The organism is Micromonospora echinospora (assembly GCF_014203425.1).
Lineage (GTDB): Bacteria > Actinomycetota > Actinomycetes > Mycobacteriales > Micromonosporaceae > Micromonospora > Micromonospora echinospora_A.
Genome location: NZ_JACHJC010000001.1, coordinates 6,604,256 through 6,630,158, shown reverse-complemented (window position 1 = coordinate 6,630,158; position 25,903 = coordinate 6,604,256). Strand labels below are relative to the sequence as shown.

At 71.9% G+C, this 25,903-nt stretch carries 24 protein-coding genes and 2 tRNA genes; 15 read left to right on the top strand and 11 right to left on the bottom strand.

All coding sequences use genetic code 11. From position 1 onward, the window contains the following. Positions 1-211: 211 nt before the first annotated feature. The 3 genes from FHU28_RS29840 to FHU28_RS29830 form a co-directional block, all read right to left on the bottom strand. The gene (locus FHU28_RS29840) at positions 212-481 is read right to left on the bottom strand and encodes a hypothetical protein (RefSeq protein ID WP_184688306.1); all 270 of its coding nucleotides are present in this window, start codon (positions 479-481) and stop codon (positions 212-214) included. A 197-nt stretch (positions 482-678) separates the two neighbouring features. Continuing rightward, on the bottom strand, positions 679-918 hold the full coding sequence (locus FHU28_RS29835) for a DUF397 domain-containing protein (RefSeq protein ID WP_184688303.1): 240 nt from the start codon (positions 916-918) through the stop codon (positions 679-681). 70 nt (positions 919-988) lie between these two features. Next, positions 989-1,969 (bottom strand): helix-turn-helix domain-containing protein, encoded by a 981-nt coding sequence (locus FHU28_RS29830; RefSeq protein ID WP_184688301.1) that lies wholly within the window; start codon positions 1,967-1,969, stop codon positions 989-991. A 205-nt stretch (positions 1,970-2,174) separates the two neighbouring features. On the opposite strand from FHU28_RS29830, the gene FHU28_RS29825 reads away from it, so the two are divergent. Beyond that, entirely contained in the window at positions 2,175-3,428 is a 1,254-nt protein-coding gene (locus FHU28_RS29825) for an MFS transporter (RefSeq protein ID WP_184688299.1), read from the top strand. A gap of 57 nt (positions 3,429-3,485) precedes the next feature. Here the strand turns inward: FHU28_RS29825 and FHU28_RS29820 are convergent, their stop codons facing one another. Continuing rightward, a complete protein-coding gene (locus tag FHU28_RS29820) occupies positions 3,486-3,728 on the bottom strand; it encodes a mycoredoxin (RefSeq protein ID WP_091422205.1) in 243 nt (80 codons plus the stop codon). A gap of 91 nt (positions 3,729-3,819) precedes the next feature. On the opposite strand from FHU28_RS29820, the gene FHU28_RS29815 reads away from it, so the two are divergent. From FHU28_RS29815 to FHU28_RS29805, 3 genes are all read left to right on the top strand, one after another. Next, on the top strand, positions 3,820-5,943 hold the full coding sequence (locus FHU28_RS29815) for an ATP-dependent DNA helicase UvrD2 (RefSeq protein ID WP_184688296.1): 2,124 nt from the start codon (positions 3,820-3,822) through the stop codon (positions 5,941-5,943). Between the two features lie 129 nt (positions 5,944-6,072). After that, positions 6,073-6,327 (top strand): hypothetical protein, encoded by a 255-nt coding sequence (locus FHU28_RS29810; RefSeq protein WP_184688293.1) that lies wholly within the window; start codon positions 6,073-6,075, stop codon positions 6,325-6,327. A 130-nt stretch (positions 6,328-6,457) separates the two neighbouring features. Beyond that, the gene (locus FHU28_RS29805) at positions 6,458-6,823 is read left to right on the top strand and encodes a WhiB family transcriptional regulator (protein WP_148796457.1); all 366 of its coding nucleotides are present in this window, start codon (positions 6,458-6,460) and stop codon (positions 6,821-6,823) included. 316 nt (positions 6,824-7,139) lie between these two features. Here the strand turns inward: FHU28_RS29805 and FHU28_RS29800 are convergent, their stop codons facing one another. From FHU28_RS29800 to FHU28_RS29790, 3 genes are all read right to left on the bottom strand, one after another. Continuing rightward, positions 7,140-8,486 carry an ABC1 kinase family protein gene (locus FHU28_RS29800; protein WP_184688291.1) on the bottom strand — a complete coding sequence of 449 codons (1,347 nt, stop codon included), beginning with the start codon at positions 8,484-8,486 and terminating at the stop codon, positions 7,140-7,142. A 10-nt stretch (positions 8,487-8,496) separates the two neighbouring features. Next, positions 8,497-9,609 carry a TOMM precursor leader peptide-binding protein gene (locus FHU28_RS29795; protein ID WP_184688289.1) on the bottom strand — a complete coding sequence of 371 codons (1,113 nt, stop codon included), beginning with the start codon at positions 9,607-9,609 and terminating at the stop codon, positions 8,497-8,499. 176 nt (positions 9,610-9,785) lie between these two features. After that, complete coding sequence (locus FHU28_RS29790; RefSeq protein WP_007464795.1) at positions 9,786-9,953, bottom strand: DUF5679 domain-containing protein; 168 nt, start codon at positions 9,951-9,953, stop codon at positions 9,786-9,788. A 471-nt stretch (positions 9,954-10,424) separates the two neighbouring features. Here FHU28_RS29790 and FHU28_RS29785 point away from each other — a divergent pair, with 471 nt between their 5' ends. Together FHU28_RS29785 and FHU28_RS29780 are read left to right on the top strand one after the other, a co-directional pair. Continuing rightward, positions 10,425-10,946: a M48 metallopeptidase family protein gene (locus tag FHU28_RS29785; RefSeq protein WP_184688287.1), complete on the top strand. Its 522-nt coding sequence runs from the start codon at positions 10,425-10,427 to the stop codon at positions 10,944-10,946. 166 nt (positions 10,947-11,112) lie between these two features. Then, on the top strand, positions 11,113-11,733 hold the full coding sequence (locus FHU28_RS29780; protein ID WP_184688285.1) for a hypothetical protein: 621 nt from the start codon (positions 11,113-11,115) through the stop codon (positions 11,731-11,733). A gap of 222 nt (positions 11,734-11,955) precedes the next feature. Here FHU28_RS29780 and FHU28_RS29775 read toward each other — a convergent pair whose 3' ends face one another. Continuing rightward, positions 11,956-13,227 carry a zinc-dependent metalloprotease gene (locus FHU28_RS29775; RefSeq protein WP_184688283.1) on the bottom strand — a complete coding sequence of 424 codons (1,272 nt, stop codon included), beginning with the start codon at positions 13,225-13,227 and terminating at the stop codon, positions 11,956-11,958. 115 nt (positions 13,228-13,342) lie between these two features. On the opposite strand from FHU28_RS29775, the gene FHU28_RS29770 reads away from it, so the two are divergent. The 8 genes from FHU28_RS29770 to FHU28_RS29735 all read left to right on the top strand — a co-directional run bounded on the left by FHU28_RS29770 (position 13,343) and on the right by FHU28_RS29735 (position 21,974). After that, positions 13,343-14,356: a YlbL family protein gene (locus FHU28_RS29770; RefSeq protein ID WP_184688281.1), complete on the top strand. Its 1,014-nt coding sequence runs from the start codon at positions 13,343-13,345 to the stop codon at positions 14,354-14,356. Between the two features lie 127 nt (positions 14,357-14,483). After that, the gene (locus FHU28_RS29765; RefSeq protein WP_221453336.1) at positions 14,484-17,480 is read left to right on the top strand and encodes a UPF0182 family membrane protein; all 2,997 of its coding nucleotides are present in this window, start codon (positions 14,484-14,486) and stop codon (positions 17,478-17,480) included. Between the two features lie 150 nt (positions 17,481-17,630). After that, positions 17,631-18,140 carry a SigE family RNA polymerase sigma factor gene (locus FHU28_RS29760; protein ID WP_184688276.1) on the top strand — a complete coding sequence of 170 codons (510 nt, stop codon included), beginning with the start codon at positions 17,631-17,633 and terminating at the stop codon, positions 18,138-18,140. After that, positions 18,130-19,059, top strand: a complete 930-nt coding sequence (locus FHU28_RS29755; protein ID WP_184688275.1) for a hypothetical protein — start codon at positions 18,130-18,132, stop codon at positions 19,057-19,059. The genes FHU28_RS29760 and FHU28_RS29755 overlap by 11 nt, the downstream gene beginning before the upstream one ends. A gap of 50 nt (positions 19,060-19,109) precedes the next feature. Beyond that, positions 19,110-19,183, top strand: a tRNA-Met gene (locus tag FHU28_RS29750). A 444-nt stretch (positions 19,184-19,627) separates the two neighbouring features. Beyond that, complete coding sequence (locus FHU28_RS29745) at positions 19,628-21,196, top strand: NucA/NucB deoxyribonuclease domain-containing protein (RefSeq protein WP_184688273.1); 1,569 nt, start codon at positions 19,628-19,630, stop codon at positions 21,194-21,196. 52 nt (positions 21,197-21,248) lie between these two features. Then, positions 21,249-21,821, top strand: coding sequence for a hypothetical protein (locus tag FHU28_RS29740; RefSeq protein ID WP_184688271.1), 573 nt, complete (start codon positions 21,249-21,251; stop codon positions 21,819-21,821). 79 nt (positions 21,822-21,900) lie between these two features. After that, positions 21,901-21,974: transfer RNA gene (locus tag FHU28_RS29735), tRNA-Met, on the top strand. 41 nt (positions 21,975-22,015) lie between these two features. On the opposite strand, the gene FHU28_RS29730 is transcribed toward FHU28_RS29735, so the two are convergent. Then, a complete protein-coding gene (locus FHU28_RS29730; protein WP_184688269.1) occupies positions 22,016-22,591 on the bottom strand; it encodes a TetR/AcrR family transcriptional regulator in 576 nt (191 codons plus the stop codon). Then, entirely contained in the window at positions 22,578-24,110 is a 1,533-nt protein-coding gene (locus FHU28_RS29725) for an MFS transporter (RefSeq protein ID WP_184688267.1), read from the bottom strand. The genes FHU28_RS29730 and FHU28_RS29725 overlap by 14 nt, the downstream gene beginning before the upstream one ends. 101 nt (positions 24,111-24,211) lie before the next feature. On the opposite strand from FHU28_RS29725, the gene FHU28_RS29720 reads away from it, so the two are divergent. Then, positions 24,212-24,460 carry a hypothetical protein gene (locus FHU28_RS29720; protein ID WP_091422247.1) on the top strand — a complete coding sequence of 83 codons (249 nt, stop codon included), beginning with the start codon at positions 24,212-24,214 and terminating at the stop codon, positions 24,458-24,460. 65 nt (positions 24,461-24,525) lie between these two features. Here the strand turns inward: FHU28_RS29720 and FHU28_RS29715 are convergent, their stop codons facing one another. Next, complete coding sequence (locus FHU28_RS29715) at positions 24,526-25,851, bottom strand: ABC transporter substrate-binding protein (RefSeq protein WP_184688265.1); 1,326 nt, start codon at positions 25,849-25,851, stop codon at positions 24,526-24,528. Positions 25,852-25,903: the final 52 nt, after the last annotated feature.

Here is a 25,903-nt window from a genome sequence, read left to right as displayed (position 1 = left end):
CCCGAACTGGCGAGGCGGGCCGGACCTGGGCGGGCCGGACCTGGGCGGGCCGGACCTGGGCCGGGCGGACACAGGGCCGGGTGGGAGACGGTCCCGGCCCGGACCGTCGTTGCCGCGACGGTCGCGGGCCGGGAACACGGGCCGTCGTGGCCGGGTGAGGCGAAAATCGGCGGGGGAAGCCGGTCCGGCCACGACGGACGTCAGCGTCCGGTCATCCACCGTCCCAGCGGTACGGGTGCCAGGGTGCGGACTCCTCGATGGGCAGCACCTTGACCCGGTGCCGGCCGGTGCGTACCGCCCCGACGGCGGACAGCGCGCGGGCGAGCAGGAGCGCGGCGTCCCGGTCCTCGGCGTGGACGACCTGGCGGCGGGGTTCCGGCGTGCTCGTCTCGTCCCGCAGGCGGCCCCCGCCGGCCCAGGCGGCGGCGATGTCGGCGTCGGCGGCGGTACGGATCTCGGTGCGGACGATCAGGAACCGCATGGTGTCCCCCGGAGAGTGGACGGTTACCCGCTGGAACTTCCACGTCACTCCCGCGTCATGTTACGCCGATGTGTCCTCCCGACAAGTGGAACGCGCCAGCTCGACCGATCGGGGGATGCCAGGTCAGCACCGTTGTCGGGGCCGGACATGCGAGGGGGCCGCCGGCGTGACGCCGACGGCCCCGAACGTTCGCCGGATCAGTCCAGATCGAACTGACCGTTCTTCGCTCCGGCGAGGAAGCCGAGCCAACCGGCCCGGTTGAACAGCAGGACCGGTCCGCTCGGATCCTTGCTGTCCCGCAGCGCCACGGTCGCCGGCCCGTTGCCGAGCGGCGCGACCTCCACGCAGTTGGAGGTCTGGCTACGGGTGCTCTTGCGCCAGGCGGCGCCGGCGAGCTCTCCCGAGAGGGCGGTCGTGCTGGTACGGATCTCGTTCATGGTGCTTGCTCCTGGTGAGGTGCTCCGATGGGACCGAGCGACGCCGGAGCGCGGACGGTGTCCTGCCGGATCACCGCTCCGTGGTGAGGCGCCCCGAGTCCCGGCGGCGCTGGGTCGGCGCCGTTGCCGGCCCGTACACCGCCGTGGACTCGACTGCCGTGCCGGTCAGCCGTCCTGTCGCCTCGATCAACCAGGAGAGGGTGTCCGATGCGGAGAGTGCCGACGAGCATAGCCACTCGAACACCACTTTATAGCGATTTAGGGTGTTCACCTCGGTCGACATGACGTCGGTGAACCCACCTTCGATGGCCAATGTCTCCGGATCGAGCGGATCGGCGAACCGGTAGACCGAGAACGCGGTCGGCGGAAGGTACCAGTCGCCGACCCGGGTGTCCCGCAACAGCAGCAGCAACGTCACGTTCGGGAGCAGGGCCATCTCGCACAGGTGGACGAGCTGGTCGTGCAGCACCTCCGGCGGGCCGGCCCGCCGGCCGAGGGCGGCCTCCTCCAGCACGGCCGTGTACCGGGGCACGTCGGGGGAGCGGGTCAGCAGCGACTGGCGGGCCTGCCGCGCGCGTACCTCGGTCTCCGGGTCCTCGTGCTCCTGGTCGCCGGCCTCGCCAGCGACCTGCGCGGCCGACATGATCCGGTGCCGGGCGTACCCGGGCGTCTGCAACAGCCCCGGGACCAGCACCGGGTTGTACTCGGAGATCTCCGCGCAGCCGGCCTCCAGCTCGGCGAAGGCGCGCTGCTGCTGCGTCATCACCGGGAAGTTGCGCAGCCAGCCGCGCATGTCGCCGGCCTCGTGGGTGATCCCGGTCAGGTCCGCGCGCTGCTCCTCGTCGGCGCCGTAGAGCGTCAACAACACGTCCACGTCGTCCGGGTCGGGCCGGCTGCGGCCGTTCTCCAGGCGGGACAACTTGGATGCGGAGGCCCAGCCGATCCGCTCGATGACCTGGTCACCGGTCAGACCGGCCTGTTCGCGGAGCCGACGCAGCTCGATGCCGAGTCGACGGCGGCGCAGAATCGGGCCTGGTACGGCAGGAGGCACGGTGTCCTCTTTCCCGTCGACCGTCGCAGGACACGACGGTAACTGTATGAAATTCGCCCCCCACGGTCAGTATGGACGGCGCGACCGGCGTCGGAGGTTCCGGCACGGGCGTGTCACGAGTCAAAAAGAGGACTGTGGAGGGTGTCTTCACCAGCGCCCACCCCCGACGCGCCCCTGGTGGCGCACCCCTGCCGGAGGCAACCCGATGCGCACCGTCCTGCGCCGCCCCGACTTCCGTCTCCTCTTCGCCGCCCTGGTGGCGAGCATGGCGGCGGAGTCGGTGCTGCTGCTCGCCCTGGCCGTCTGGGTCAAGGATCTGACCGGGTCGGACAGCATGGCGGGGGCGACCATCTTCGCGGTCATCGCCCCGATGGCGCTCGCCCCGATCGTCGGCTGGGTGGTCGACCGCTACCGCCGGAAACCCTTCTTCATCGCCGCCAACCTGGTCGCGGCGGCGCTGCTCAGCCCGCTGCTCACGGTCCGGGACCGGTCCGACGTCTGGGTGATCTACGTGGTCGCGGCGTTCTACGGACTGTCGTACATCACGCTCGCCGCCGTGCTCAACGGCCTGATCCGGCATCTGGTTCGGGCCGACTCGCTGGCCGACGCGAACGGTCTGCTGCAGACGGTCCGGCAGGGCCTGCGGCTGATCGGGCCGCTCGCCGGGGCGGGCGTCTACGCCGCCGTCGGCGGCTGGCTGCTCGCCGTCCTGGCCATGACCGGATTCGTGGTGGCCGCGGTGGTGGTCGGCCGGCTGCGGGTGCAGGAGCGGAAACCGTCGCGGTCCGGCCGCCGCGGGCCGTCCGAACTGGGCGCCGGGTTGCGCCACCTGACCGGCGAGCCGGCGCTGCGCCGGGCGCTGCTCGGGTACGGGCTCGGCTCGCTGGTGATGGGCTTCACCGAGTCGCTGATCTTCGCGTACGTCGATCTGGGCCTGCGCCGCGAGGCCGCGTTCGTCGGCGTGCTGGTCATGGTGCAGGGCGTCGGTGGCCTGGTCGGCGGCCTGTTCTCGGCCGCAGTGGTCCGCCGGTACGGCGAAGTGGGCGCGCTGGCCGTCGGCGTGACGTTCTTCGGACCGGCCGCGCTGGCGCTGGCGTACCCCCGGCTCTGGCTCGGGGTGGTGGCGCTGCTGCTGGCCGGCCTCTCGCTGCCGCTGACCATGGTGGGGTTGAACACGCTGATCCAGCGGCGGACCCCGCCGAGGCTGCTGGGCCGGGTCACCGCGGCGTCGGAGGCCCTGGTCAGCGGGCCGCAGGCGCTCTCCATCGGCACCGGCGCGCTGCTCGTCGGCGTGTTCGACTACCGGCTGCTGTTCGCCCTGGTCGGGGCGGTCACCACGGCGGCCGGCCTCTACCTGTGGCGGGGCCGCGGGCTGAGCGCGCCGGTAGCCGGACCGGTGCGGATCCCGGGGCCCCGGAAGCCGGCCGACGACGGCGTGCTCAGTCGCGGCGGCTCCTGAACGACGACGAGCGGCCGCGCCCGGATCGGGCACGGCCGCTCGTGGCGTCGCGGGAGATCAGCCGGGGAGCGCGGCCAGGTGCTGCTTGACCTGGGTGATCGAGGGGTTGGTCAGGGCGCTGCCGTCGGCGAAGCGCAGCGTCGGGACGGTCTGGTTGCCGCCGTTGACGCTCATCACGAAGTCCGCGGCCGCGGGGTCCTGCTCGATGTCGACCACCTCGTACGCGATGCCCTCCCGGTCGAGCTGCGACTTCAGCCGGTGGCAGTAGCCGCACCACGGGGTGGAATACATCGTCAACATGGTCTGGTCCTCCAAGGGGTGGCTCGCGCCCGGTCCGATCAGGCCAGGCTAACCGCTGCAACGTCACACGATGCTGGGATGATTCCCTGCTGTGGGCGTTCACTCAGGTGCGGAACGGGTGCTGGCCGGGCTGGATCCGGAGCAGCGGTCCGCGGTGACCGCCCCGGCCGGGCCGGTCTGCATCCTGGCCGGCGCCGGCACCGGCAAGACCCGGGCGGTGACGTCGCGGATCGCGTACCGGGCGCTGACCGGCGACATCGCCGGCCGGCACGTGCTGGCGGTCACGTTCACCGCCCGCGCCGCGGCCGAGATGCGCAGCCGCCTCACCGTGCTCGGGGTGCAGGGTGTGCAGGCGCGCACGTTCCACGCCGCGGCGCTGCGGCAGGTCCGCTACTTCGCGCCCCGGCTGCTGGCCGGTCGGGCCATGCCGGAGCTGCTGGACAGCAAGGTGCGGGTGGTCACGCTCGCCGCCGCCAAGGTCGGGCTGCGCGCCGACCGGGCCGCCGCGCGTGACCTCTCCGCCGAGATCGAATGGGCCAAGTCGTCGCTGGTCGAGCCGGGGGAGTACGTGGTCGCCGCGGCCAAGGCGCTGCGCGAGACGCCGTACGAGCCGGCCCGGGTCGCAGACGTGTTCGACGCGTACGAGCGGCTCAAACGCGGCAACGGGGTGATCGACTTCGAGGACATGCTGCGCGCCGCGGTCTGGGGCATCGAGGAGCACCCGGACGTCGCCGAGCAGGTGCGCAACCAGTACCGGCACTTCGTGGTCGACGAGTACCAGGACGTCAACCCGCTCCAGCAGCGGCTGCTGGAGGCGTGGCTGGGCGGCCGGGACGACCTCACTGTGGTCGGCGACGCCAGCCAGACGATCTACTCGTTCACCGGGGCCACCTCGTCGTACCTGGTCGACTTCCCCAGGCTGCACCGGGGCGCGACTGTGGTCCGGCTGGTCCGTGACTACCGCTCCACGCCGCAGGTGGTCGGGCTCGCCAACGCGGTGATCTCCCAGGCGCGTGGCACCGAGGCGCGGCTGCGGCTGGAGCTGCACGGCCAGCGCCGGCCCGGTCCGGAGCCGGAACTGCGGATCTTCACCGACGAGCCGGCCGAGGCGAACGCGGTCGCCGCCCGCTGCCGGGCGCTGGTCGCGGGCGGCACACCGGCGCGTGAGATCGCCGTGCTGTTCCGCACCAACGCGCAGTCCGAGGCGTACGAGAAGGCGCTCTCCGAGGCCGGTGTGCCGTACGTGCTCCAGGGCGCGGAGCGGTTCTTCGAACGGCCCGAGGTGCGCCAGGCGATGATCGCGCTGCGCGCCGCCACCCGGTCGGCGCCCGCTGACGCGCCGCTGCGAGCGGCCGTGGTCGACGGGCTCACCGCTGTCGGCTGGGCACCCGACGCGCCCCCGCCCGGCGGTGCCGCGCGCGAGCGGTGGGAGGCGCTCGCCGCGCTGGTTCAGCTCGCCGAGGAGTACGCGGCGCAGGCCGAGGAGGAGCCCGGCCTGACCGGGTTCACCGAGGAACTCGCCCGGCGGGCCGCCCAGCAGCACGTGCCCACAGTCGAGGGCGTCACGCTCGCCTCGCTGCACTCGGCCAAGGGGCTGGAGTGGGACGCGGTGTTCCTGGTCGGGCTCGCCGAGGGCACGCTGCCCACCACGTACGCGAAGACCATGGAGCAGGTCGAGGAGGAACGGCGGCTGCTCTACGTCGGGATTACCCGGGCCCGCGAGTGGCTCTGGCTGTCGTATGCCACGGCCCGCTCGCCCGGCGGACGGGCCCGGCGTCCCTCCCGCTTCCTGCCCCAGCTCGACCGGTCCGGCGGCGGTGAGCGGGCCGGTGGCGCCGGTCCGGCACGGCGGGCCGAGCGGCGCCGGCCGCAGGTGGTCTCCTGCCGCATCTGCGGCGCGACGCTGCTCGCCGGCGCGGACCGCAAACTGGGCCGCTGCCCGACCTGCCCGTCGGACATCGACGAGGAGCTGTACGAGCGGCTGCGCGAGTGGCGGCAGCGGGTGGCCGGCGCGCAGAAGGTGCCGGCGTACGTGGTCTTCACCGACGCCACGCTCACGGCGCTGGCCGAGCGGAAGCCCGGTCGGACCGAGGAATTGGTGGCGATCGCCGGGATCGGGCCCCGAAAAGTGGGGCTTTACGGGGATACGGTGCTGGCCCTGGTGGCCGGCGCCACCGTGGACGAGGTCTGCCCGCAGAAAACTTTCGAAATCTAGCCTTAAATCGTTTGCCCTCGCCCGAGGACGAGGAATAGCCTCAGGACACACCTCGCGAGCGGCGCCGTTCTGGCTGCTCAAGGGGGATGAGTCCGTGGTCGGCACGAGGAGAGTAGGGAGGTGGCACCAGTGAAGATCTTCAACTATGAGCGTCTCGCGGCGATGCCGTCTGCCGTCGCTCCGCTGTCGGCTGTCCGGGTGGCCCTCGCTGCTCGACCGTCGGTTCCGCAGGTGCACCAGGTCCAGGTTCAGGCCGAGCTGAACCTGACCGTTGCGCCGATCGCCGGAGTCGAGGGGACCAGTGGCTTCGCGGGCATGGGCATCGATGGCGCCAAGAAGCGCACGGATGTCCGCGGCGTTCCACCTCGAGGTAGACCGGTCTGATCCATCAGACACCGGCTCACCTCGAGGCCGCGGAACCCGCTACTGGGATCCGCGGCCTCAGTTTTTTGCCCCGCCGAAGTACGTCGGAATGCGATCCACGAGATCGAAGTGAGAGAGAGGTGACCGGAGGATGAGTCTGGCGTTGGCCCCACTCGACGTGAGCGTCGAGGTGGAGGCGAACCTGCCCTGCCGGAAGTTCGACCCCGACCTGTGGTTCTCCGACTCGCCCGCCGAGCTGGAGCTGGCCAAGTCGCTCTGCGGGGACTGCCCGCTGCGCGTCGAGTGCCTGGCCGGTGCCGTCGAGCGAGCCGAGCCCTGGGGCGTCTGGGGCGGCGAGATCTTCGAGCGTGGCGCGGTCGTCCCGCGCAAGCGGCCCCGTGGCCGTCCGCGCAAGGAGGACCTCGCCCGTGACGCCCAGCTCCGGGTCGAGGCGGAGGCGCGACTGGCGGCCAGCGGGCTGTCCGAGTCGCGTAACGCCGTCCGGCTGGCAGCCTGACACACCTACGTTCCGAAACCGACCGATGCCGGTGTCCCTCCACCGGCCGACCTGAGAGAGAAACCCTGATGCTGAACCTGCCGAACGGATTTGAGATGCAACTACTCCACGAAGCGTTGTCCAGGGCCCGAATGCGCCGGCCTCAGGCCGGTCGCACCACCACGAGCACTGAGGCAACCCGTTCCGCCCGTAACGTCGCCATGCGGAGTCGCAGCCAGTCGGCCCGCGACCTGGGCGTCCTGTAGAACGATCGAGTGAAGAAGGGGCGGTGACCTGCTGGTCACCGCCCCTTCGCCGTTGCGTGCTCAGCCGGTGCTCAGGGCACCGGCGCGAAGCCGGGCAGCCACCGTTCCAGGATGGACCGGTAGGGCGCCTTCGCCTCCAGCTGGCAGAGCACCCCGATCGAACCCAGCGTGACCCGGTGGATCATCAGGTACGACGGAGGCAGGTTGAGCTGCCGGCTGAGCTGGTAGGCGGGGGAGCGGGGACTGGCCAGCCGGGTCGCCTCGGCGCGCAGCCAGGCCCGGGTGAAGCGGAACTCGTCGGCCGCGATCGGCTCCAGCATCGGGCGGAGGAAGTCGAGCACCGCCGGCGCGTCGATCGACTCGGTACGGCTGACGAAGCCCTCGTCGCGCAGCCCTTCCACCACGGCGTCGGCGTCCCCGCGCAGCGCGAGCGCGGCGATCCGGCCGATCGGCTCCGGCGTGCCCTGCGGCATCCGGGCCACCGCACCGAAGTCGATCACACCGAGCCGCCCGTCCGGCAGCAGCCGGAAGTTGCCCGGGTGCGGGTCGGCGTGCAGCAACCCGGCCCGCTCCGGCGCGGAGAGGTGCAGCTCCGCCATCAGCCGGCCGGCCTCGTCGCGCTGCTCCTCGGTGCCCTCCCGGATGATCTGGGACAGCGGGATGCCCTCGACCCACTCGGTGATCAGCACCCGGGGCGCGGCGTCGAGCACCTCCGGGATGAAGATGTCCGGGTCGTCGGCGTACGCGGCGGCGAACGCCCGCTGCGACTCCGCCTCCAGCTCGTAGTCCAGTTCCTCGGTGATGCGCTCGCGCAGCTCGGCCAGGAGCGGCTTCACGTCCAGCCCTGGCTGGATGGCCCGGAACATGCCGCCGAGCCGGGAGAGCTGTTTGAGGTCGGCGAGCAGGGCGTCACCGGCCCCCGGGTACTGGATCTTCACGGCCACGTCCCGGTGCAGCGGGCCGCCGTTCGGCCCGTACCCGGGGGCGCGCCAGACCGCGCGGTGCACCTGGCCGATGCTGGCCGCGGCGGCCGGGGTGTCGTTGAACTCGACGAACCGGTCTCGCCAGTCCGGGCCGAGCTGCTCGGCGAGCACCTTGTGCACGGTGGCCGCCGGAAGCGGCGGCGCGGCCTCCTGGAGCTTGGTGAGCGCCTGCCGGTACGGCGCGGCGACCTCCTCGGGCAGCGCGGCCTCGAACACCGACAGGGCCTGGCCGAACTTCATGGCCCCGCCCTTGAGCTGCCCGAGCACGCTGAACAGCTGCTCGGCGGTGCGCTGCTGGATCTCGGCGGAGATGACGTCGGACGCGAGCCCGGTCACCCGCTTGCCCATGCCGAGGACGGTTCGACCGGCGAATCCGAGCGGCAAGGCGGCGAGTTTGGCGGTGCGGGACACGGCCCGGCGCGGGATGTCGGTCACCCGGCCATTGTTACCGACTCAGGGCCTCCGCTGCTGCCGTGCGGCCGGGAGCGGCCGGGGCCGACCGGATCGGGCGACGCCGGCAGCAGCCACAGGAGGGGTGCGGCGGCCACCGTCGGTGACGGAAGCGGCCCGGTCCCGCGATCTCCACGGCGCCGCCGAGCGTCTCCGGATGGCTGCCGTCGAGCTGCGCCAGCACCTCGGCCGTGGCGAATGCGGCGGCGGCCAGCCGGGTGGTGGCGGCACACGCCCGCTCGCCCCGGTCGGCGGCGAGCTGGGCGGCGAGCGCGGGCCAGTCCGGATCCCGGTCGCTGCGGTGCAGGTCGAGGCAGCGCAGGCAGGGACCGGCCGGCGGGCGGACCAGCGGACCGATCACGGGTACGCCGCCGCGCAGGTCGAGCAGCAGGTGGGGCTGGCGCCGGCGGGCGTACCCGCTGGCCAGCAGCTCGGCCGGACGGTCGACGCCGAGCTGCACCACCAGATCCGGCCGGGTCGCCCGACACGGGCCGGTCACCGTTCCGGGCGCGCACCGGTCCAGCGCCGCGCGCACCGCCGGGGCCAGCGGCCGGCCCAGCTCAGCGGCGGTCAGGCCGGTCCCGACCAGGTCGCCGGGGCCGACCGGGCCGGCCAGATCGGGTACGACGTGCCCGACGCCGGCCTGGGCCAGCGCGACGGCGACCGCCGCGCCGAGTCGTCCCGTGCCGGTGACCAGCACCCGGGCGGCACCGCGGCGGCGCAGCAGCCGGGCCGGTGTGCCCGGCAGATCGGGCGACGCGAGCGCCAGCGCGGCGGCCTCGGCGGCCAGCCGGGCCCGGACCGCTCCGGCGAGGTCACGGGGGAGCAGGGCCTGCGCGGCCACCACCAGCCCGGCGTCCCGGAGCGTGTCGAGCAGGGCGCGTGCCTCGTCGGGCGGGACTTTGGCGGCGCCCGCCTCGGCCAGTACGGCGCGTTCGCTGCGAGTGCCGTCAAGCAGGTCGAGCAGGCGGGCCGTCCCCGGCGAGGACATCTCCAGCAGCACCGCCCGGCCAGGCGGCTCACCGAGCTGGAGCGTGCGGCGGTCGCGCCAGAGCCGGGTCAGGCCGGGCAGCAGGGTCGGGCGGACGAGCGGTGTCGGGTCGGTCACGCCACTGATCGTGACCGTCTCCACGCGCTCCGTCGTTCGTTGTCCACAGGTGCGGCGAGCCGTGGCCAGCGTTGTCCACAGGATCTCGCCGGTTTTCCACAACTAGCCGGTAACTGTGTCGGCTACACGACGGGGAGGGTGGCTCTCGGCCACCCTCCCCGTGTGTGCGGTACGGGTCAGACCTTGGCCTTGCCCAGGATGCGGTTCACTGTTGTGCCGCACACCGGACACTTGCCCTTGGCCATGTTCATGCCGGTCTTCGAGACCTCCACGTGCCCCTCGAAGTCCCGCTTCTCCTTGCACTTCACGCAGTAACCGTTGTAGGTCTGGGCCTGGTCGGCCACGGTAGCCTCCTCGTCTCGTCCGCCGGAGGTGTCCCGGCGGGTCTCCCCGCGGCCGAACAGGACGTCGGCGCCGGGAGGTTCTCCACGATCAGTCACCTGACCGTGGTTGGCGGACCCTACCCAGGTCTGGGCGGTTCCATGTCAGCTGTACGCCGACTCTGTGAGCAAGTCGACGTCGAGAGTGTGCATGCCGAGTTAGGTCGGATAAGTCAGTTTCGCGCGGACACGCCGGGTAAAAGAGCCCAGCTCCCCTTCGTGCGCCCCTGACGCCGGTCACTCACCGTAGATCACTTAACGTTGCGGAGGGGTGCTAGGTGATGGTCATCTACCATCGCAAAGAATTTTTTCTGGACTCCTGACAATCAACCGCCATTTTCCGGGCGCGTGTCGTCGTGTTGACTCTTGCGGAGTCCTGGTCAGTACGCATTAGCTTTCCATCGTGACAGTCAACCGAGGCTGCGCGGGCCGGTAATGGCCGTGACGCGGAAGCCCGTCGTCGAGGTACGGCGCAGCCAGCGCCGGCGGCGCACGGTGTCCGCGTACCGGGACGGGGAGCGCGTCGTCGTGCTGATCCCCGACCAGTTCTCCCGGGCCGAGGAGAGCGAGTGGGTCGACCGGATGCTGGCCCGGCTCGCCGCCCGCGAGGGCCGGCTCGCCCGCTCGGACGCCGAACTGCTCGTCCGCGCCAGCCGCCTGATCGACAACTACCTTCCCGAGTACGGCTCGGCCGCGGTGCCCGCGAGCGTGCGCTGGGTGACCAATCAGAACGGCCGCTGGGGCTCCTGCACCCCCGCCGACCGCACCATCCGGATCTCGCACCGGATCCAGGACATGCCCGACTGGGTGATCGACTACGTCCTCCTGCACGAGCTGACGCATCTCATCGTGCCCAGCCACAACGCCGAGTTCTGGGCGCTGGTCGCCCGGTACCCGCGCTCGGAACGGGCCCGCGGCTACCTGGAGGGCGTGGCCGCCACCGCCGCCATCCCCTGACCGCTCCCTCGCCCCCGGCCTCGGCGCCCTCCGCGCGGTCGATCATGAGGTTGACCTGTTGATCCGTCCGTTTCGTCACCGCCAACCTCATGATCGTCGAGAACGGGCGGGATCTGCGCGCCGCGCGGGCGGGGCGGCGGCGGGGTGCCGGGGTTAGGGTCGGCGGGTGTCCCGACGTGTGGTGGTGGCGTTGCTCGGCCCGGTGACCTGGGCGCCGCCCGGAATCGAGCCGGCGCGATGGCGTACCGCCCTCGCCGAGGACGTGGTGGACCTGCTGGCCACGCTGAACGAGGTGGAGATCGCCGTCGCGGTCACCGCGCCGGACCGATGGCTGGCCGACGCCGTGGTCTGGCCCGGCACCCCGGTATACGAGGTGCCGGAACCGACGCCGAACGCGGTGTTCGCGGCGCTCGCCGATGCTGGCTCGGCGGCGGTCTATGACCAGGTCGCAGTGGTGGCGGCCGACGCGCCGGACGTGCCAGGGCTGACGCTCGGGAAGCTGCTGCGGCCGCTGACCACCCGGCCGGTGGCGGTGGCCCCGGCCGAGGGCAGCGGAACCGGGCTGCTGGGAGTGGCGGCACGGCTGCCCGTACCGGCGTGGTTGCCGGCGCTGGATCTGGACACGACCGGGCCGGCCGAGGTGCGCCGGGCCGCGCCGAGTCCGGGAGACGTGGCGGTCACCGCCGGCTGGCGCCGGATGCGCGGCCCCGCCGACCTGGCCGCGCTCGACCAGGCCGTCGAGGGCTGGGAGGCCACCCGGGCCCTGCTGTCCGGCCGCCCCGCCTGACCCCTACCGTCCCCACCCGCCCACACCCGCTGCCGCGCAACCGCCACTCCGCCCGCCGTGCACCCCGCCACTCCGCCGATCTTGGAGTGGTGGCACCTCGCAAAGGTCGCCACTCGGGCATCCTGGGCGCCACAACTCCAAGATCGACGGGCGAGGGCAGAGCGGGGCGGGACGTGGACGGGCCCGCACGGTGGAACCGTGCGGGCCCGGGGGCGTACTGCGTCAGCGCTTGTCGTCGTCCTCGCCGGGGGACTTCTCCTCGGGGGCGCCCGGCGCGGAGAAGTCGAAGTTCGCCAGCTCGTCGTCGAGATCGGGGCTGGTCGCGGCGAACGCCTCCGGCGCGGCGAAGTCGGCGTCGGAGGGCAGCAGGTCCGGGTGGCCCCAGATCGCGTCCCGGCCGGCGATGCCGCGGTGCTCGGTCAGCGCCGCCCACAGCACCGTGGCCTCGCGCAGCCGGCGGGGCCGCAGTTCGAGACCGACGAGCGCGGCGAACGTCTGCTCGGCGGGGCCGCCGGCGGCGCGGCGGCGGCGGAACGCCTCGCCGAGGCGTACGACGTTGGGAAGGCGGTCACCGGCGGCGCTGTCGACGACGTGGCAGACCCAGCCCTCAACCAGGGCGAGGACGGTCTCCAGCCGGGCCAGCGACGCCTTCTGCGCGGGAGTGTCCTCGGGCGTGAAGATGCCCTCCAGCGCGATCGCCTGCATGGACTCCGGGTCGGTCGGGTCGACCCGGCCCATCGCCTCCTCGATCGCCTCCCGGTTGACCCGGATGCCCGCGGCGTAGTTCTCCACAGCCGTCAGCACGTGCCCGCGCAGCCACGGCACGTGCTGGAACAGCCGCTGGTGGGCGGCCTCGCGCAGGGCCACGTAGAGGCGTACCTCGTCCTCGGGCAGCTCCAGGCCCTCGCCGTACGCCTTGATGTTCGCGGGGACGAGCGCGGCGGTGCCGGCGGGGCCGAGCGGCAGGCCGATGTCACCGGCGGAGAGCACCTCGGCGGCGAGCGAGCCGAGCGCCTGGCCGAGCTGGCCGCCGAAGAGCGCGCCGCCCAGCGTGGCGACCATCGACTGCATCGGGCCGAGCTGGGCGCGGGCCTCCGGCGGCACCAGGTCGCCCATCGCGCCGACCATCCGGCTGGCGACCGGGTCGCAGAGCTTGCGCCACACGTCGAGCGTCTTGAAGATCCACTCGTTGCGGTTCCAGGCGACCGAGGTGCGGATGCCGGAGGGCCACGAGGTCGCCGGCTCCAGCCAGAGGTCGGCGATACGCAGCGCCTCCTCGACCGCGTTGCGTTCGAACGGCGATACCGCCGGGTCGCCGGCGGCGGCGAGCTGGCTGGCGGCTACCTGCCGGGCGAGGTCCCAGTTGACCGGCCCGCTGCCCGGCGCCGAGAGCAGGTGCTGCAACTGCGACATGAACTGCTGCATCGCCGCGGGATCGTTGGGGTCCGGTGGTTGACCACCCGGGAGCGCGAAACCGAACGGAATATCAGGCACGACCTCTACGGTACGCGCGCGCCGCCGCAGGTCGTGCCACTCGGCGTTGCGCTGAGGGCGAAGTCCTCGGGTCACCGCGCCGGGCGGCGGGGTACGGATCGGTACGCTCTGGCGCATGAGACGTCGCGGCGTGACCGTCCTTCTCGGTGCCCTGCTCACCGCACTGCTCAGCGTCGGCGTGCTGAGCGTGCCGCTGCCGTACGTGGTGCTCGGCCCCGGTCCGACGGTGAACACGCTGGGCACCGAGGACGGCAAGGAGGTCATCCAGGTGACCGGCCGCGCGACGTCGACGTCCGCCGGTCAGCTCCGTCTCACCACGGTCGGTGTGCAGCCGACAGTGCGGCTCCGGTCGGCGCTGGCCGGATGGTTCTCCTCGGACGAGGCGGTGGTGCCACGCGAGCTGGTCTACCCGCCGGGGCAGTCGCAGGAGGAGGTCGAGAAGCGCAACGCCGAGGACTTCCAGAACTCGCAGACCAGCGCCGAGACGGCCGCCCTGCGTGAGCTGGGCTACCCGATCAAGGTGCTGGTCAAGGCGGTCACGCCGGGCGGTCCGTCGGTCGACGTGCTCCGGCCCGACGACGTGCTGACCTCTGTCGACGGCGTGCCGGTGACGAGCGCGGCCAAGCTCACCGAGCTGATCCGGGCGAAGCCGGCCGGCACCGCGCTGAAGATCGGCTACACCCGCGGCGACACTCCCGGCACGGCCACCGTGACCAGTCAGGAGCAGGACGGCCGGCCGCGGATCGGCGTGGAGATCGACCAGCAGCAGCCGCACCCCTTCACCCTCAAGATCGACCTGGGGGACATCGGCGGGCCGAGCGCCGGGCTGATGTTCTCGCTCGGCATCATCGACAAGCTGGAGCCGGCCGACCTGACCGGCGGCAAGGTCATCGCCGGTACCGGCACCATCGACGACGAGGGTCGCGTCGGCCCGATCGGCGGCATCGCGCAGAAGCTCGTCGGCGCCAAGGAGGCCGGCGCGAGCGCCTTCCTGGTGCCCGCCGACAACTGCGCCGAGGCCGTTCGCAACCCGCAGCCGGGCCTGCCCATGCTGAGGGTCGCCACGCTGGACGACGCATTGACGGCGCTCGAGGCGCTGCGGGCCGGGGGGCAGCCGACGCGCTGCTGAACCGGCCCGGGCCAGCTCCACCGTGCCGATCGTGACGTGACCTTGACCCGACGTGCTCAGGAAGACCCCGTACTCTTGGTGCCTGGTCGGAGCCGATCACATCGAGCGTGCGGAGCCAAAAGTGGTCATGCGTAGCAGTCCCTTGCCGAGGATGAGCCGACGCGGACGCGTCACCATCGGTGTCCTGATCGGGGTGTTCGTCTTGTTCACCCTGCTCGGCTGGGGCGTCAACGCGTGGACGGACTGGCTCTGGTTCGACGAGGTCCGCTACACCCAGGTCTTCACCGGTGTCCTCGCCACCCGGCTGCTGCTGTTCCTGGTGATCGGTGTCGGCATGGCGCTGATCGTCGCCGGCAACCTCTGGCTGGCCTACCGGCTCCGGCCCCGGATGCGCCCGCACTCGGCAGAGCAGGCCACCCTGGAGCGCTACCGGATGCTCCTGAGCCCTCGGCTCGGCAGCTGGATCGCGCTCGCCGCCGCCGTCGTCGGGCTGTTCGCCGGCCTGTCCGCGCAGAGCCGGTGGAGCCAGTGGCTGCTGTTCCGCAACGGCGGCGACTTCGGCGTGAAGGACCCCGAGTTCGGCATCGACGTCGGCTTCTACGTCTTCCAGCTCCCGTTCTGGCGCTACCTGCTCGGCGTCGGCTTCACCGCTGTCGTGCTGGCCCTGCTCGGCGCGCTCGCCGTGCACTACGTCTTCGGCGGGGTGCGGCTCCAGGGCGTCGGCGACCGGATGACGAACGCCGCCCGCGCCCACCTCAGCTCGCTGGTCGCGGTCTTCGTGCTGCTCAAGGCCGTCGCGTACGTGCTGGACCGGCGGGCCATGCTGCTGGAGTACAACGAGGGCGCCAAGCTCTACGGCGCCGGCTACGCCGACGTGAACGCGCTGCTGCCGGCGAAGGAGATCCTCGCCTGGATCTCCGTCCTGGTGGCGCTGGCAATCATCGTGTTCTCCAACGCGGTGATGCGGAACCTGGTCTGGCCGGGCATCTCGCTCGCCCTGCTCGGCGTCTCCGCTGTCGCGATCGGCGGCATCTACCCGTGGGCCGTGCAGACGTTCGAGGTCAAGCCGAGCGCCCGGGACAAGGAAGCGCCGTACATCGAACGCAGCATCAAGGCCACCCGCACCGCGTTCAGCCTCGAAGGAACGAAGACCACACCGTACGCGGCGAGCAACCTCGTTCCACCCGCCAGCCTGGCCACCGACACCTCGGTCGTGCAGAACATCCGGCTGCTCGACCCGCAGCTGGTCTCCGAGACGTACACCCAGCTCCAGCAGGTCCGCGGCTTCTACGACTTCGGCTCGAAGCTGGACATCGACAGGTACTCGGTCAAGGACAAGACCTCCGACTACGTGGTCGGCGTCCGTGAGATCAACTACGGCGAGCTGACCGACCAGCAGAGCAACTGGATCAACCGCCACACCGTCTACACCCACGGGTACGGCCTGGTGGCCGCCCCGGCGAACCAGGTGGTCTGCGGCGGGCAGCCGTACTTCGTCTCCGGCTTCCTGGGCGAGAAGGCGCAGGAGGCGTGTTCCTCGCCGGCCGAGGAGATCCCGGCCCAGCAGCCGCGGATCTACTACGGCGAGCGGATGGAGCCGGGGGACTACGCGATCGTCGGGCAGAACGGCGACCGCAACGTCGAGTTCGACCGGCCCACCTCCACCGGCGGCGAGCAGTACTACACCTACACCGGCGAGGGTGGCGTCAAGATCGGTTCGTTCCCGCGCCGCCTGCTCTACTCGATCAAGGAGCAGGAGCCGAACTTCCTGCTCTCCGAGGCGGTCAACGAGAACTCGAAGCTGCTCTACGTGCGCAACCCGCGTGACCGGGTGGAGAAGGTCGCACCGTTCCTCACGCTCGACGGCGACCCGTACCCGGCGGTCGTGAACGGCCGGGTCCTGTGGATCATCGACGGCTACACCACGGCGGCGACCTACCCGTACGCCGAGCGGGTCAACCTCCAGGCGGAGACCACCGACGAGCTGACCGGCCGGGGCACGTTCCAGCTCGCCCGGGAGAACGTCAACTACATCCGCAACTCGGTGAAGGCGACAGTCGACGCGTACGACGGGACGGTCAAGCTCTACTCGTACGACGACACCGACCCGGTGCTCAAGGCGTGGAACAAGGCGTTCGGCGGCGACCTGGTGCTGCCCAAGGGCGACATCCCGGCCGAGCTGGCCGAGCACTTCCGCTACCCGGCGGACATGTTCAAGGTGCAGCGCAACCTGCTCACCAAGTTCCACGTCACCGACCCGGGCGACTTCTACTCCGGCCAGGATTTCTGGCAGGTGCCGAACGTGCCGGACGCGCCGGACAGCGGGCAGAAGCAGCCGCCGTACTACCTCTTCACCCAGTTCCCCGGGCAGGAGGGGCCACGCTTCCAGCTGACCTCCGCGGTCACCCCGAACGGGCGGCAGAACCTCGCCGCGCTGGTCTCCGGCTCGTACGTCGACGGCAAGCCCCAACTGGAGGTGCTGGAGCTGCCGGACCAGACCCGGATCTCCGGGCCGACGCAGGTGCACCAGCAGATGACGAACAACGGCGACATCCGGCAGCAGCTCAACCTGCTCTCCTCCAACCAGGCCCAGGTGCAGTACGGCAACCTGCTGTCGCTGCCGTTCGCCGACGGCATGCTCTACGTCGAGCCGGTCTACGTGAAGAGCAGCAACCAGGACGCGTACCCGCTGCTGCAGAAGGTGCTGCTCTCCTACGGTGACGGCGGCTCGTACGTGGTGCTCGCCAACAACCTCAACGACGGCATCAAGCAGCTCGTCGAACAGGGCAAGCGGGCACCGAACAACAACCCGCCGCCCAGCACCGACGACAACGACACGACGACGCCGCCGCCGACCGGGGGCGACAACAACGCGACGCCGCCGCCGATGAGCGGGGACCTGGCCCAGGCTGCCGCCCGGGTGCAGACCGCGATCGCCGAGGTCAAGGCCGCGCAGACGTCCGGCGACTTCGAGCGGTACGGGCGCGCGCTGAAGGCGCTGGACGAGGCGATGAGCGCGTTCCAGCAGGCCCAGGCCGCGGCCGGCGGCTCGGGCAACCCGGCGCCGTCGGGCAGCGTCTCACCGCCGGCGCCCACATCGCCGGCGCCCACACCGAGCGGCTGACGCCGAGCCGACACCACGAGCCCGTGGTCCGGGACCGCAACGGTCACCCGGACCCCGGGCTCGTGTCGTCTTCCGGACTCCCCGCCCGCAACCCCGCACCCCACTGCGCCGTCAACAGTGCAGATGGACGTGTGGGGGGCGGGAGGGCACATGCGTGACGCGAACAGCTTCGACGACTTCTACCGCAGCACGTCGGGGCGGGCCGTCCGGTACGGCTACGCGGTGGCCGGCGATCCGGCCGAGGCCCAGGATCTCGTGCAGGAGGCGTACGCGCGGGCCTGGCGGCAGTGGGCGAAGCTCGCCGCCCACCCCGCCCCGGAGGCGTGGCTGCGGCTGGTGATCAGCCGGCTGGCGACCGACCGGTTCCGGCGGCTGCGCGGGTGGCGCCTCGCGGCCAGCCGCACCGGGCCGCCGCCGGACGTCGGACCGCCGGGCGAGGACACCGTGCTGCTGGTCGGGGCGCTACGACAGCTCCCGCCCCGGCAGCGGCAGGCGCTCGCCCTGCACTACCTGTTCGACCTGCCGGTGGAGGACATCGCCCGGGAGGCCGGGGTACCCGCCGGCACTGTGAAGTCCTGGCTGTCCCGGGGCCGGGCCCGGCTGGCCGAGCTGTTGCCCGGCGTCGCCGCCGAGGAGCTGGAGGTCAACGATGTCGCCTGAACTGCACCGCTACTACCGGTCCCTCGCCGCCGACACCGACGAGCGGGTGCTGCCCGCGCCGGACCGGCTGCGCCGCAGCGCCGACCGCTGGGCCCGGCGCCGCGCCGCGCTGACCGTCCTGGCGGTGGCCGGGCTGGTCGGCGGCACGGTGGCCGGCAGCCAGCTGGTGCTCGCCGCCGGGCCGGCGCCGAACCCGGCTCCGCCGCCCGCGGGTACGCCCACCCCGCGGCCGTCCACCGCCACGCCCTCGGTCGCGCCGGCGTCACCGCCACCGCCGTCGCCGACCGTCGGCCGTACGCCCGGCTCGCGGAGCCCGGCCGTGCCCACCACGCCTCCGGCCCCGGCCACCCCGACCACCATCCCGGACCGGGCGTTCTTCGTCATGCCCGCCGCGAACGACGCCGGCACCGGTAACTACTTCGGCCCGGGACCGGTGCTGCCGGTGCTCTGCGGCGCGAGCCCCGCCGACGAGCGGGTGGTGGCGCAGCGGGCCCGGTCGTTGCCGTACCGCCGGACCGGGGCCCCGGCCGACGAGGTGCCGTCCGGCAACTACCGGAACAGCATCACGATCTATCGGACCGGCGGCGCCGGGGCGGCACTGGCCGAGCTGCGCGCGGCGGTCCGGGCCTGCCCCGAGCAGCCCGCCCGGGGCCGGCCGTCGGTGACGGTACGGCAGCAGTTGCTGCCCGACACCGGGTACGGCGACGAGTCGGTGCTGTTCGAGACGCGGATGCCGTACCGGGACGCGAACGGCGATCCGAGCGGCGGCGACGAGGTGCATCTCATCCGCGCGATCCGCCTCGGTGACGTGGTGACGGTGCTGTGGGAACAGGGCTGGGAGAGCACCTCGACCGAGCGCGCCCAGTTCGACGCGGACAGCCGCCGGGCGGTCGAGGCGATCCGGCGGTGGCTGGACTGAGCACCCGTTTTGCGCCGCCCCGGGTCGGTGCGCTACGGTTGTCGAGCCGACGCGGGGTGGAGCAGCTCGGTAGCTCGCTGGGCTCATAACCCAGAGGTCGCAGGTTCAAATCCTGTCCCCGCTACTCGTGACGAAGGGCCCCGGAGTTCTCTCCGGGGCCCTTCGCCGTTCCCGCCCCCGGCCGCCGGTCACGCCTCGCGCGGGCGCGGAGTGAATCACCCCTCTCGTCATCGAGCAAGGTAAATGGCATTGAGGTGAGTTTTCTTACATCGCAGGTCGCTGTTGCGTCACGCATATGACGCCACAATCCGACACGCACGTTGACTATCGATGTGACTCGCTGTTTACATATGGGCCTCGCACTTCGATTCGAGTCCGCGACCGACAGACGGGGGCCTGGTCGGGGAGAGCCATTCTCCGCGCACGCTTGTGACACGTCGCCGACGTACGGGCACCGCCCGTGCGAACACGTGTCCGGCGGCCCCTGTGCTGATTCCGCCGCGATCGTCCCGCATCGATGGTGCGCGCGAGTGAGAGGCCGGCCGGAAACAACGATCAGGGAGGGAACGTGTCTCACCGTCATCTCCGCCACCCACGTACACGGGTGGCCGTCGCGGTGGTCGCACTGCTGACCGCCGCGGCGCCGCTGTCCGTACCCGCACACGCCGCCCCGAAGGTGGACCGACAGGTCGTCGACGACACCGACCTGACGATCAAGACGACAGTCGGCATCCGGGGGGAGGACATCGAGCAGATGCGCGCGCAGGGACGGCGATCGGCTACGCCGACGCCGCCCGCCGAGCCCCAGCACGCCGAACGCGCCGCCGAGCACGACTGGCGCCAGCGGGTTCCGGCGCTGTCCCTGCTCGAAGGGCAGCGGGAGGCGAACCGGCAGATCGCCGCCCACCCGCAGCCCGCGCGGCCCGCCGCCGAGGCGTCGCCGAGCCCGATGGTCGCCGCGCCGATCGGCGAGCAGCCGGCCGCCGCGCGCGTCACCGAGTGTTTCGACGCGGGTGGGGCCGACAACGGCATCGGACGCATTCACAACCGGTTCACCTACTGCGCCAGGGTCAAGCTGGTGGCCGAATACTGGGAAGTCGACAACAGGGGAATTCCCGTCGAGAAGGAGGGCACCTCGACGGGAACCATCGAGATCTTCACCCAGGGCGACGACAAGGAGCGCAGAGTCCGGGTGTTCTCCCGGATCCAGCGCGATTCGGTCGACTACGACTGGGGCCCGATCGACAATCTTTTCGTCGCGCCGAACCTGCCGCTGAGCCTGATCGCCCACTGCAGCGAGGAATACGAGATCTGCCACGCCACCCGGGGCGCGGCGACGATGCCGTGGGTGACGTGGGACAACAACACCCGGTGGTTCTACTGGGACGTGTACAACCACGAGGTGGTGACCGCGGGCCGGGACAAGCTCTCGTTCAGCCGTTGGTACCTCTCGGCCTTCAGCGACTCCAGCCGGTACCGCACGATCCGGCCGGGCAACAGCGCGCCGCGGCTCGTCCGCTGCGACTCGGCCACGTACTTCAGCCGGTTCGACACCCGGTATCCGAAGGCGTGCATCTTCGCGGAGACCATTCCGCACCTGACCTACGACCTCGTGTCCGAATACAGCGACGTCTCGCTGCACATCTGGAGAGCGCAGAACGACCCGAACGACACCTACCCGATGCTGGCGCCGGACGGCGTGCCGTGGCCGCGCGACAAGGAGATCCCGGGCAAGTTCGTCCCCGGTGACAACACCGCGCCGGCGCTGCACCGGATCACCAGCGCCCTGCACCCCGACCTCGTGCAGGCGAACAGCGACCACAAGGACGGTGCCTGCTACGGCAGGCCGCCGTACGGGCACCTGTACCAGTTGACCGGGCTGCCGGTGCCGCCCGACACCCCGGCCCAGCAGTGCGACGAGTACCCGTTCGCCTCGACACTGGAGGGTGCGGGGCACCCCGATCCGGAGAACCCGTCCTTCAACTTCTCGGTCGAGGCGGTCGACCAGCACCACAACAGCGTCGCCGGTGGCAAGCTGATCGCCTACTACGTCGACGACAGGATCCTGGCCTGGGACGCCGGCCTCGACCTGCCGTACCAGGTGAACGACAAGTTCTACGTCAACATTCGAGGCTGACGGTCCCGGTGGGGTCCCGCGGCCGCGAGACCCCACCGCCCCGGAGGTACACGTGCCGGAACCGCTCGATCTAACCGAGACGCTCGGCGAGGGATGGTGCATCACCGTCGCTCCGCTCGCCGCCGAGGAATCGCTCCGCAACATGGGTGTCGCGCAGCCCGCGGACGTGTCCGGGGCCAGGCGGCTGGTCGTCGAGCGGCTCTCCACGCGCCGGCCGGGGGACCGGTCGGTGCTGCTCCTGGGCAAGCAGGTGACCCCGCACCGGGCGATCGTGCTGGAACTGGAGGGAACGACCGGCTGGGTCGGCCTGGACCCTGCCGTGCTCTCCGGCCTGTCCACCGGCGGCGTGGCGTGCTCCGTCATGTCCGACCCGAACCGGATCGCCGCGACGTTCGCGGCCGACGGGCAGGTGAACGCCACGCTCGACCTGATCACCGGTCGGGCCTGGGGGACCCCACCCGCGCCGGTGGTCGCCGTGTTCGGCGACGGCGGGCCCCGGTCCCGTACCGATCTGACCTTCTCGCAGCGCGCCGCAGTGGTGCTGGAGGCGATGACCGGCGCGACGATCGACGCCGCCGTCGTCCTGGACGACCCGTGGCAGGGCGGACTGACCGGCGGGGCGTGACGCCCGCGGCGGCGCGCGGACCGGGATCGGGTACCCGGCTGATCCCGGCGATCACGATGGGATAAGCTGTACGAGCCGACGCGGGGTGGAGCAGCTCGGTAGCTCGCTGGGCTCATAACCCAGAGGTCGCAGGTTCAAATCCTGTCCCCGCTACGAACGTTCAGGCCCGGAATCCACCGATTCCGGGCCTGAACTCATTCCGGGGCCTTCTCGGTGAGGGCGAGCAGTTCCTCACGGGCCAGCCGGACCTGCTCGTCGGTGACGTAGGCGGTGCCGATGCCGATGGCCAGCCCTTCGGCGGCGTACCGGACGGCCCAGACGCGGCCCGGCGGCAGGCCGTCGGCCTCGAAGGCGCGGTTCCAGCGTGCCGGGTCCTCCGGATCCACGGCGAGCACGTGCTCCATGCTGTCGACCCCGAGTTGCGCGAGCAGGCCGGTGGCGCTGCCCAGCTCCGCCAGGTACGCACTGTTTCCGGTGAGGGCGCGCACGTAACCGCGCGTGAAGGCGCCGGGCCGGTCGTCAGCGGGGTCGACGTGAGCGTTCACCTCTTCCCAGAAGCGGCTGATCACATGCTCGACCAGGGCGGCGAGCAGGTCCACCCGGGAGGGGAAGTGGTGCATCAGCCCGCTCTTGGTGACACCTGCCTCCTGGGCGATGGCGGCCAGGCTGACGTTGGCGCCGTGGCGGGTGATGACCCGCTCGGCGGCGTCCAGCACCGCTCGCCGGGTACGGGCACGGTCGCGGATCAGACGACGTTCAGTGTCCGGCACGGGCACCTCCAGTGGGCACGGGCTCGGAGGGGATGACCTTCCACGCCACGACCGAGGCGCCGACCAGGATCACGGCAGCGACGAAGGTGGCCGACTGCATCGCCTGGGCGAAAGCGTCCTGCGCCGCGGCCACCACGCCAGGCGTCGGCGACCCGTAGACGGCCGCGGCCAGGGAGTCCTCCGCCAGCGCCCGGTCGGCGGCGGTGGTCTCGGCAGGAAGGGCCAGCGACGAGCGGTAGAGCAGCCCGTGCAGCGAGCCGAGGACGGCGATGCCGAGCGCGCCGCCCAGCTCGTACGCCGTCTCGGCCACCGCTGACGCGGCGCCCGCCCGCCGCTCCGGGACGGCGCCGACGACGGCGTCGGTGGAGAGCGTCATGGCGACACCGATACCGAGCCCGATGACGGCCAGGCCGATGCCCAGCCCCCAGTAGGTACGCACGTCGACGCTCAGCCCCATGACGGTGAGCCCGACAGCGGCGACCATCAGTCCCAGCCCGATCGCGCGGCCCGCCCCCAGCCGCGAGAGCAGGACGCCGATCAGCGCGACGACGAGCACCGCGGCAAGTGTCCCGGGAAGTTCGGCGGCGCCGGCCTTCAGCGGGCCGAAGCCGCGAACCAGTTGCAGGTACTGGGAGAAGAAGAACAGCAGCCCGAGGAACCCGAAGATGGCCAGCACGTTGGCGGCCAGCGCCCCCGAGAACGCCGGCACCTTGAACAGCGAGACGTCCAGCAGTGGCACCGCCAGCCGGTTCTGCCGGCGTACGAACCACCATCCGGCCAGCAGCCCCGTCGCGGCGGCCGCCACGGTGACGGCGTCCGCCCCGTCACTGAAGAGACGCTTGAGGGCGAAGACCAGCGGGACGATCGTGAGGATGGACAGCGCCGAGGAAACCACGTCGATCCGGGCCGGCGCCTCGCCCTTCGACTCCGGCAGCAGCAGCCGGCCCGCGACCAGCGCGAGCACCATCACCGGCACGTTGATCAGGAAGACCGAGCCCCACCAGAAGCGCTCCAGCAGCGCGCCGCCCACCAGTGGGCCAAGCGCGGCTCCCGCCGTCGCCCCGGCCGACCAGATCGCGATGGCCCTGGCCCGCTGAGCGCGATCGGCGAACATCGACCGGACGATCGAGAGCGTCGACGGCATCAACGTGGCGCCGGCCAGGCCGAGCAGGGCGCGGGCCGCGATCAGCACCTCCGGGGTGGAGGCGAACGCCGCCAGCACGGACGCCGAGCCGAACCCCACAGTGCCGATCATGAGCAGCCGCTTGCGGCCGATCCGGTCGGCGATGTTGCCCATCGTGATCAGGAGCCCGGCGAGCACGAAGGCGTAGATGTCACCGATCCACAGGATCTGGGTGGCGGTGGGCCCGATGTCCTCCGTCAGCGACGGGACGGCGAGGTAGAGGACGGTCCCGTCGATTGCCAGGAGAAGGACCACGAGGACGAGCACCACGAGGGCTGCCCACTCCCGCTTTCCGGCGCGTGCCTGTACGGGGCCTGCGGGCAGGGAGGATGTCATCAGCCGACCCTAACAGTCCAAATGGACGGCTATTCCTGGTGTCCGGCGACATCCGCCCCGTCCGCCGTGCTCCGGTTGCGTGTCTCGGCGAGGATGGGGGCATGTCTGCATGGAACAAGTGGTGGGGCCGCCTGGGCGCGGTCCTCGGTACGGTCGTGCTCTCGGTGTTCGTGCCGGTTGCGGCCTGGGCGTCGTCGGGCACCGGCGAAATCGTGGTGGAGGCCGCGCGCCGTCGCTCCCGCGGCGGGTTCGGCTTCCTCGGCCTGCTCTGCTGCCTCGTGGTGGTCGGCGGCATCGTGCTGCTGGTGGTGCTGCTCACCCGCAACCGCCGCAACCGCCCCCCGCGCTGACCTCACACCCGCGCCCGCCCTCCCCGCCGCCCGGTCGCCCTTTCGGGCGGGCGGAGGGGAGAGGGTCAGCTGGCCAGGGCGGCGTTGGCCTGAGCCATGAAGCGGGATGTCGCGGTGCGGGCGCCGGAGCGCTTGCCGCGGATGCTCTCGGCCGCGTCGATCAGCAGGGTGCGGACCTTGGCGTGTCCCTTGGGCGGCGGCGCGGGTGACGGGCCGGCCAGCTCGTCCAGCTCGGTGCCGAGCGCGGCCATCCGCTTCTCGGACCGGTCGGTCACGTCCGCGACGACGAACGAGCGCACCTGCTTGCTGGCGTTGAGGCCGCGTTCCACGCCGAGGAGCCGGCCGGCGGCCACGTTCGTGGTCAGGAAGTCGATCACGTTCACCACCACCTCCGGGTGGCGGGTGCCCTGGAAGCCGGCCCAGTACATCGACGCCCGGGGCCACTGGGCGGCGGGCGTGCCCGGGAGGGCCACCGCCGCCAGCTCGTCGTCGGTCAGGCGTTGCAGCTCCGGCAACTGGTGCGACCAGGCGAAGGAGGCCGCTGTGTGCCCGGTGACCACGAGCTGGCGGGCCAGCTCGCCGCTGTCCGCCTGCTCGACCAGCGCGGCGCTCGGGGTGGCCCGGCTGAAGCGGGCCACCTCCCAGAACTCGAACCAGTCGAGCAGCTCGGCCGAGCTGAAACCGAGCTGCCGCCCCCGGTACATCTCGCTGCCCTGGCCGCGCAGCCAGAGCCAGAGCGCCCGGTAGTCGCCGGACGCGTCCATGGTGCCGGCCACCCGGTTGCCGGAGGCGCGGGTCACGCGGGCGGCCCAGGCGACGTACTCCTTCCAGGACATGCCGGTGCGCGGCTCGGGCTGGTCCAGCCGGCGCAGCAGCGCGCGGTTGAACACCAGCGCCGCGCTGGTCTGCGCGGCCGGCACGCCCACGGTCCGCTCGTCCACCTGGCCGTAGCGGGCCAGCTGCGCCGGCACCTCGCGCAGGTCGATCCGCCCGTCGGCGGCGTACGGGCTGAGGTCGAGCAGGATGTCCCGGCCGGCGTACTCGGCGAGCAGGGTGTCGTCGATCTGGAACAGGTCCGGCGGGTTGCCGCCGGTGGCCTGGGTGGCCAGCCGGTCGTAGTAGCCGCTCAGCCCTTGCCAGGTGACCCGGAAGCTCACCCGGGGGTTCTGCTGCGAGTACAGGCGCAGCGCCTGTTCGGTGGCCGCCGCCCGCCGGTCGCCGCCCCACCAGAACACCGACAGCTCGACCGGGCCGTCGTCGGCGGCCGTCTCCTCCGGGCTGCACCCGGCCAGCGACGGCAGCCCGCCGCCGAGCAGCGGTAGCCCGGCGAGCGCGCCGAGAAGCCGTCGCCGGTCGAGGCCGGGACGGGGTACGGACTGCGCTGCGGGCACGGATCTCTCTCCGAACGTCGGTGGACGGATCATTTCACCGGCCCCCGGCGGG

Bases quoted from the DNA above. Each gene is read 5' to 3' on its own strand.
- FHU28_RS29840 (WP_184688306.1), bottom strand. From the start codon at position 481: ATGCGGTTCCTGATCGTCCGCACCGAGATCCGTACCGCCGCCGACGCC.
- FHU28_RS29835 (WP_184688303.1), bottom strand. From the start codon at position 918: ATGAACGAGATCCGTACCAGCACGACCGCCCTCTCGGGAGAGCTCGCC.
- FHU28_RS29825 (WP_184688299.1), top strand. From the start codon at position 2,175: ATGCGCACCGTCCTGCGCCGCCCCGACTTCCGTCTCCTCTTCGCCGCC.
- FHU28_RS29820 (WP_091422205.1), bottom strand. From the start codon at position 3,728: ATGTTGACGATGTATTCCACCCCGTGGTGCGGCTACTGCCACCGGCTG.
- FHU28_RS29805 (WP_148796457.1), top strand. From the start codon at position 6,458: ATGAGTCTGGCGTTGGCCCCACTCGACGTGAGCGTCGAGGTGGAGGCG.
- FHU28_RS29785 (WP_184688287.1), top strand. From the start codon at position 10,425: ATGGCCGTGACGCGGAAGCCCGTCGTCGAGGTACGGCGCAGCCAGCGC.
- FHU28_RS29770 (WP_184688281.1), top strand. From the start codon at position 13,343: ATGAGACGTCGCGGCGTGACCGTCCTTCTCGGTGCCCTGCTCACCGCA.
- FHU28_RS29765 (WP_221453336.1), top strand. From the start codon at position 14,484: ATGCGTAGCAGTCCCTTGCCGAGGATGAGCCGACGCGGACGCGTCACC.
- FHU28_RS29760 (WP_184688276.1), top strand. From the start codon at position 17,631: ATGCGTGACGCGAACAGCTTCGACGACTTCTACCGCAGCACGTCGGGG.
- FHU28_RS29755 (WP_184688275.1), top strand. From the start codon at position 18,130: ATGTCGCCTGAACTGCACCGCTACTACCGGTCCCTCGCCGCCGACACC.
- FHU28_RS29725 (WP_184688267.1), bottom strand. From the start codon at position 24,110: ATGACATCCTCCCTGCCCGCAGGCCCCGTACAGGCACGCGCCGGAAAG.
- FHU28_RS29720 (WP_091422247.1), top strand. From the start codon at position 24,212: ATGTCTGCATGGAACAAGTGGTGGGGCCGCCTGGGCGCGGTCCTCGGT.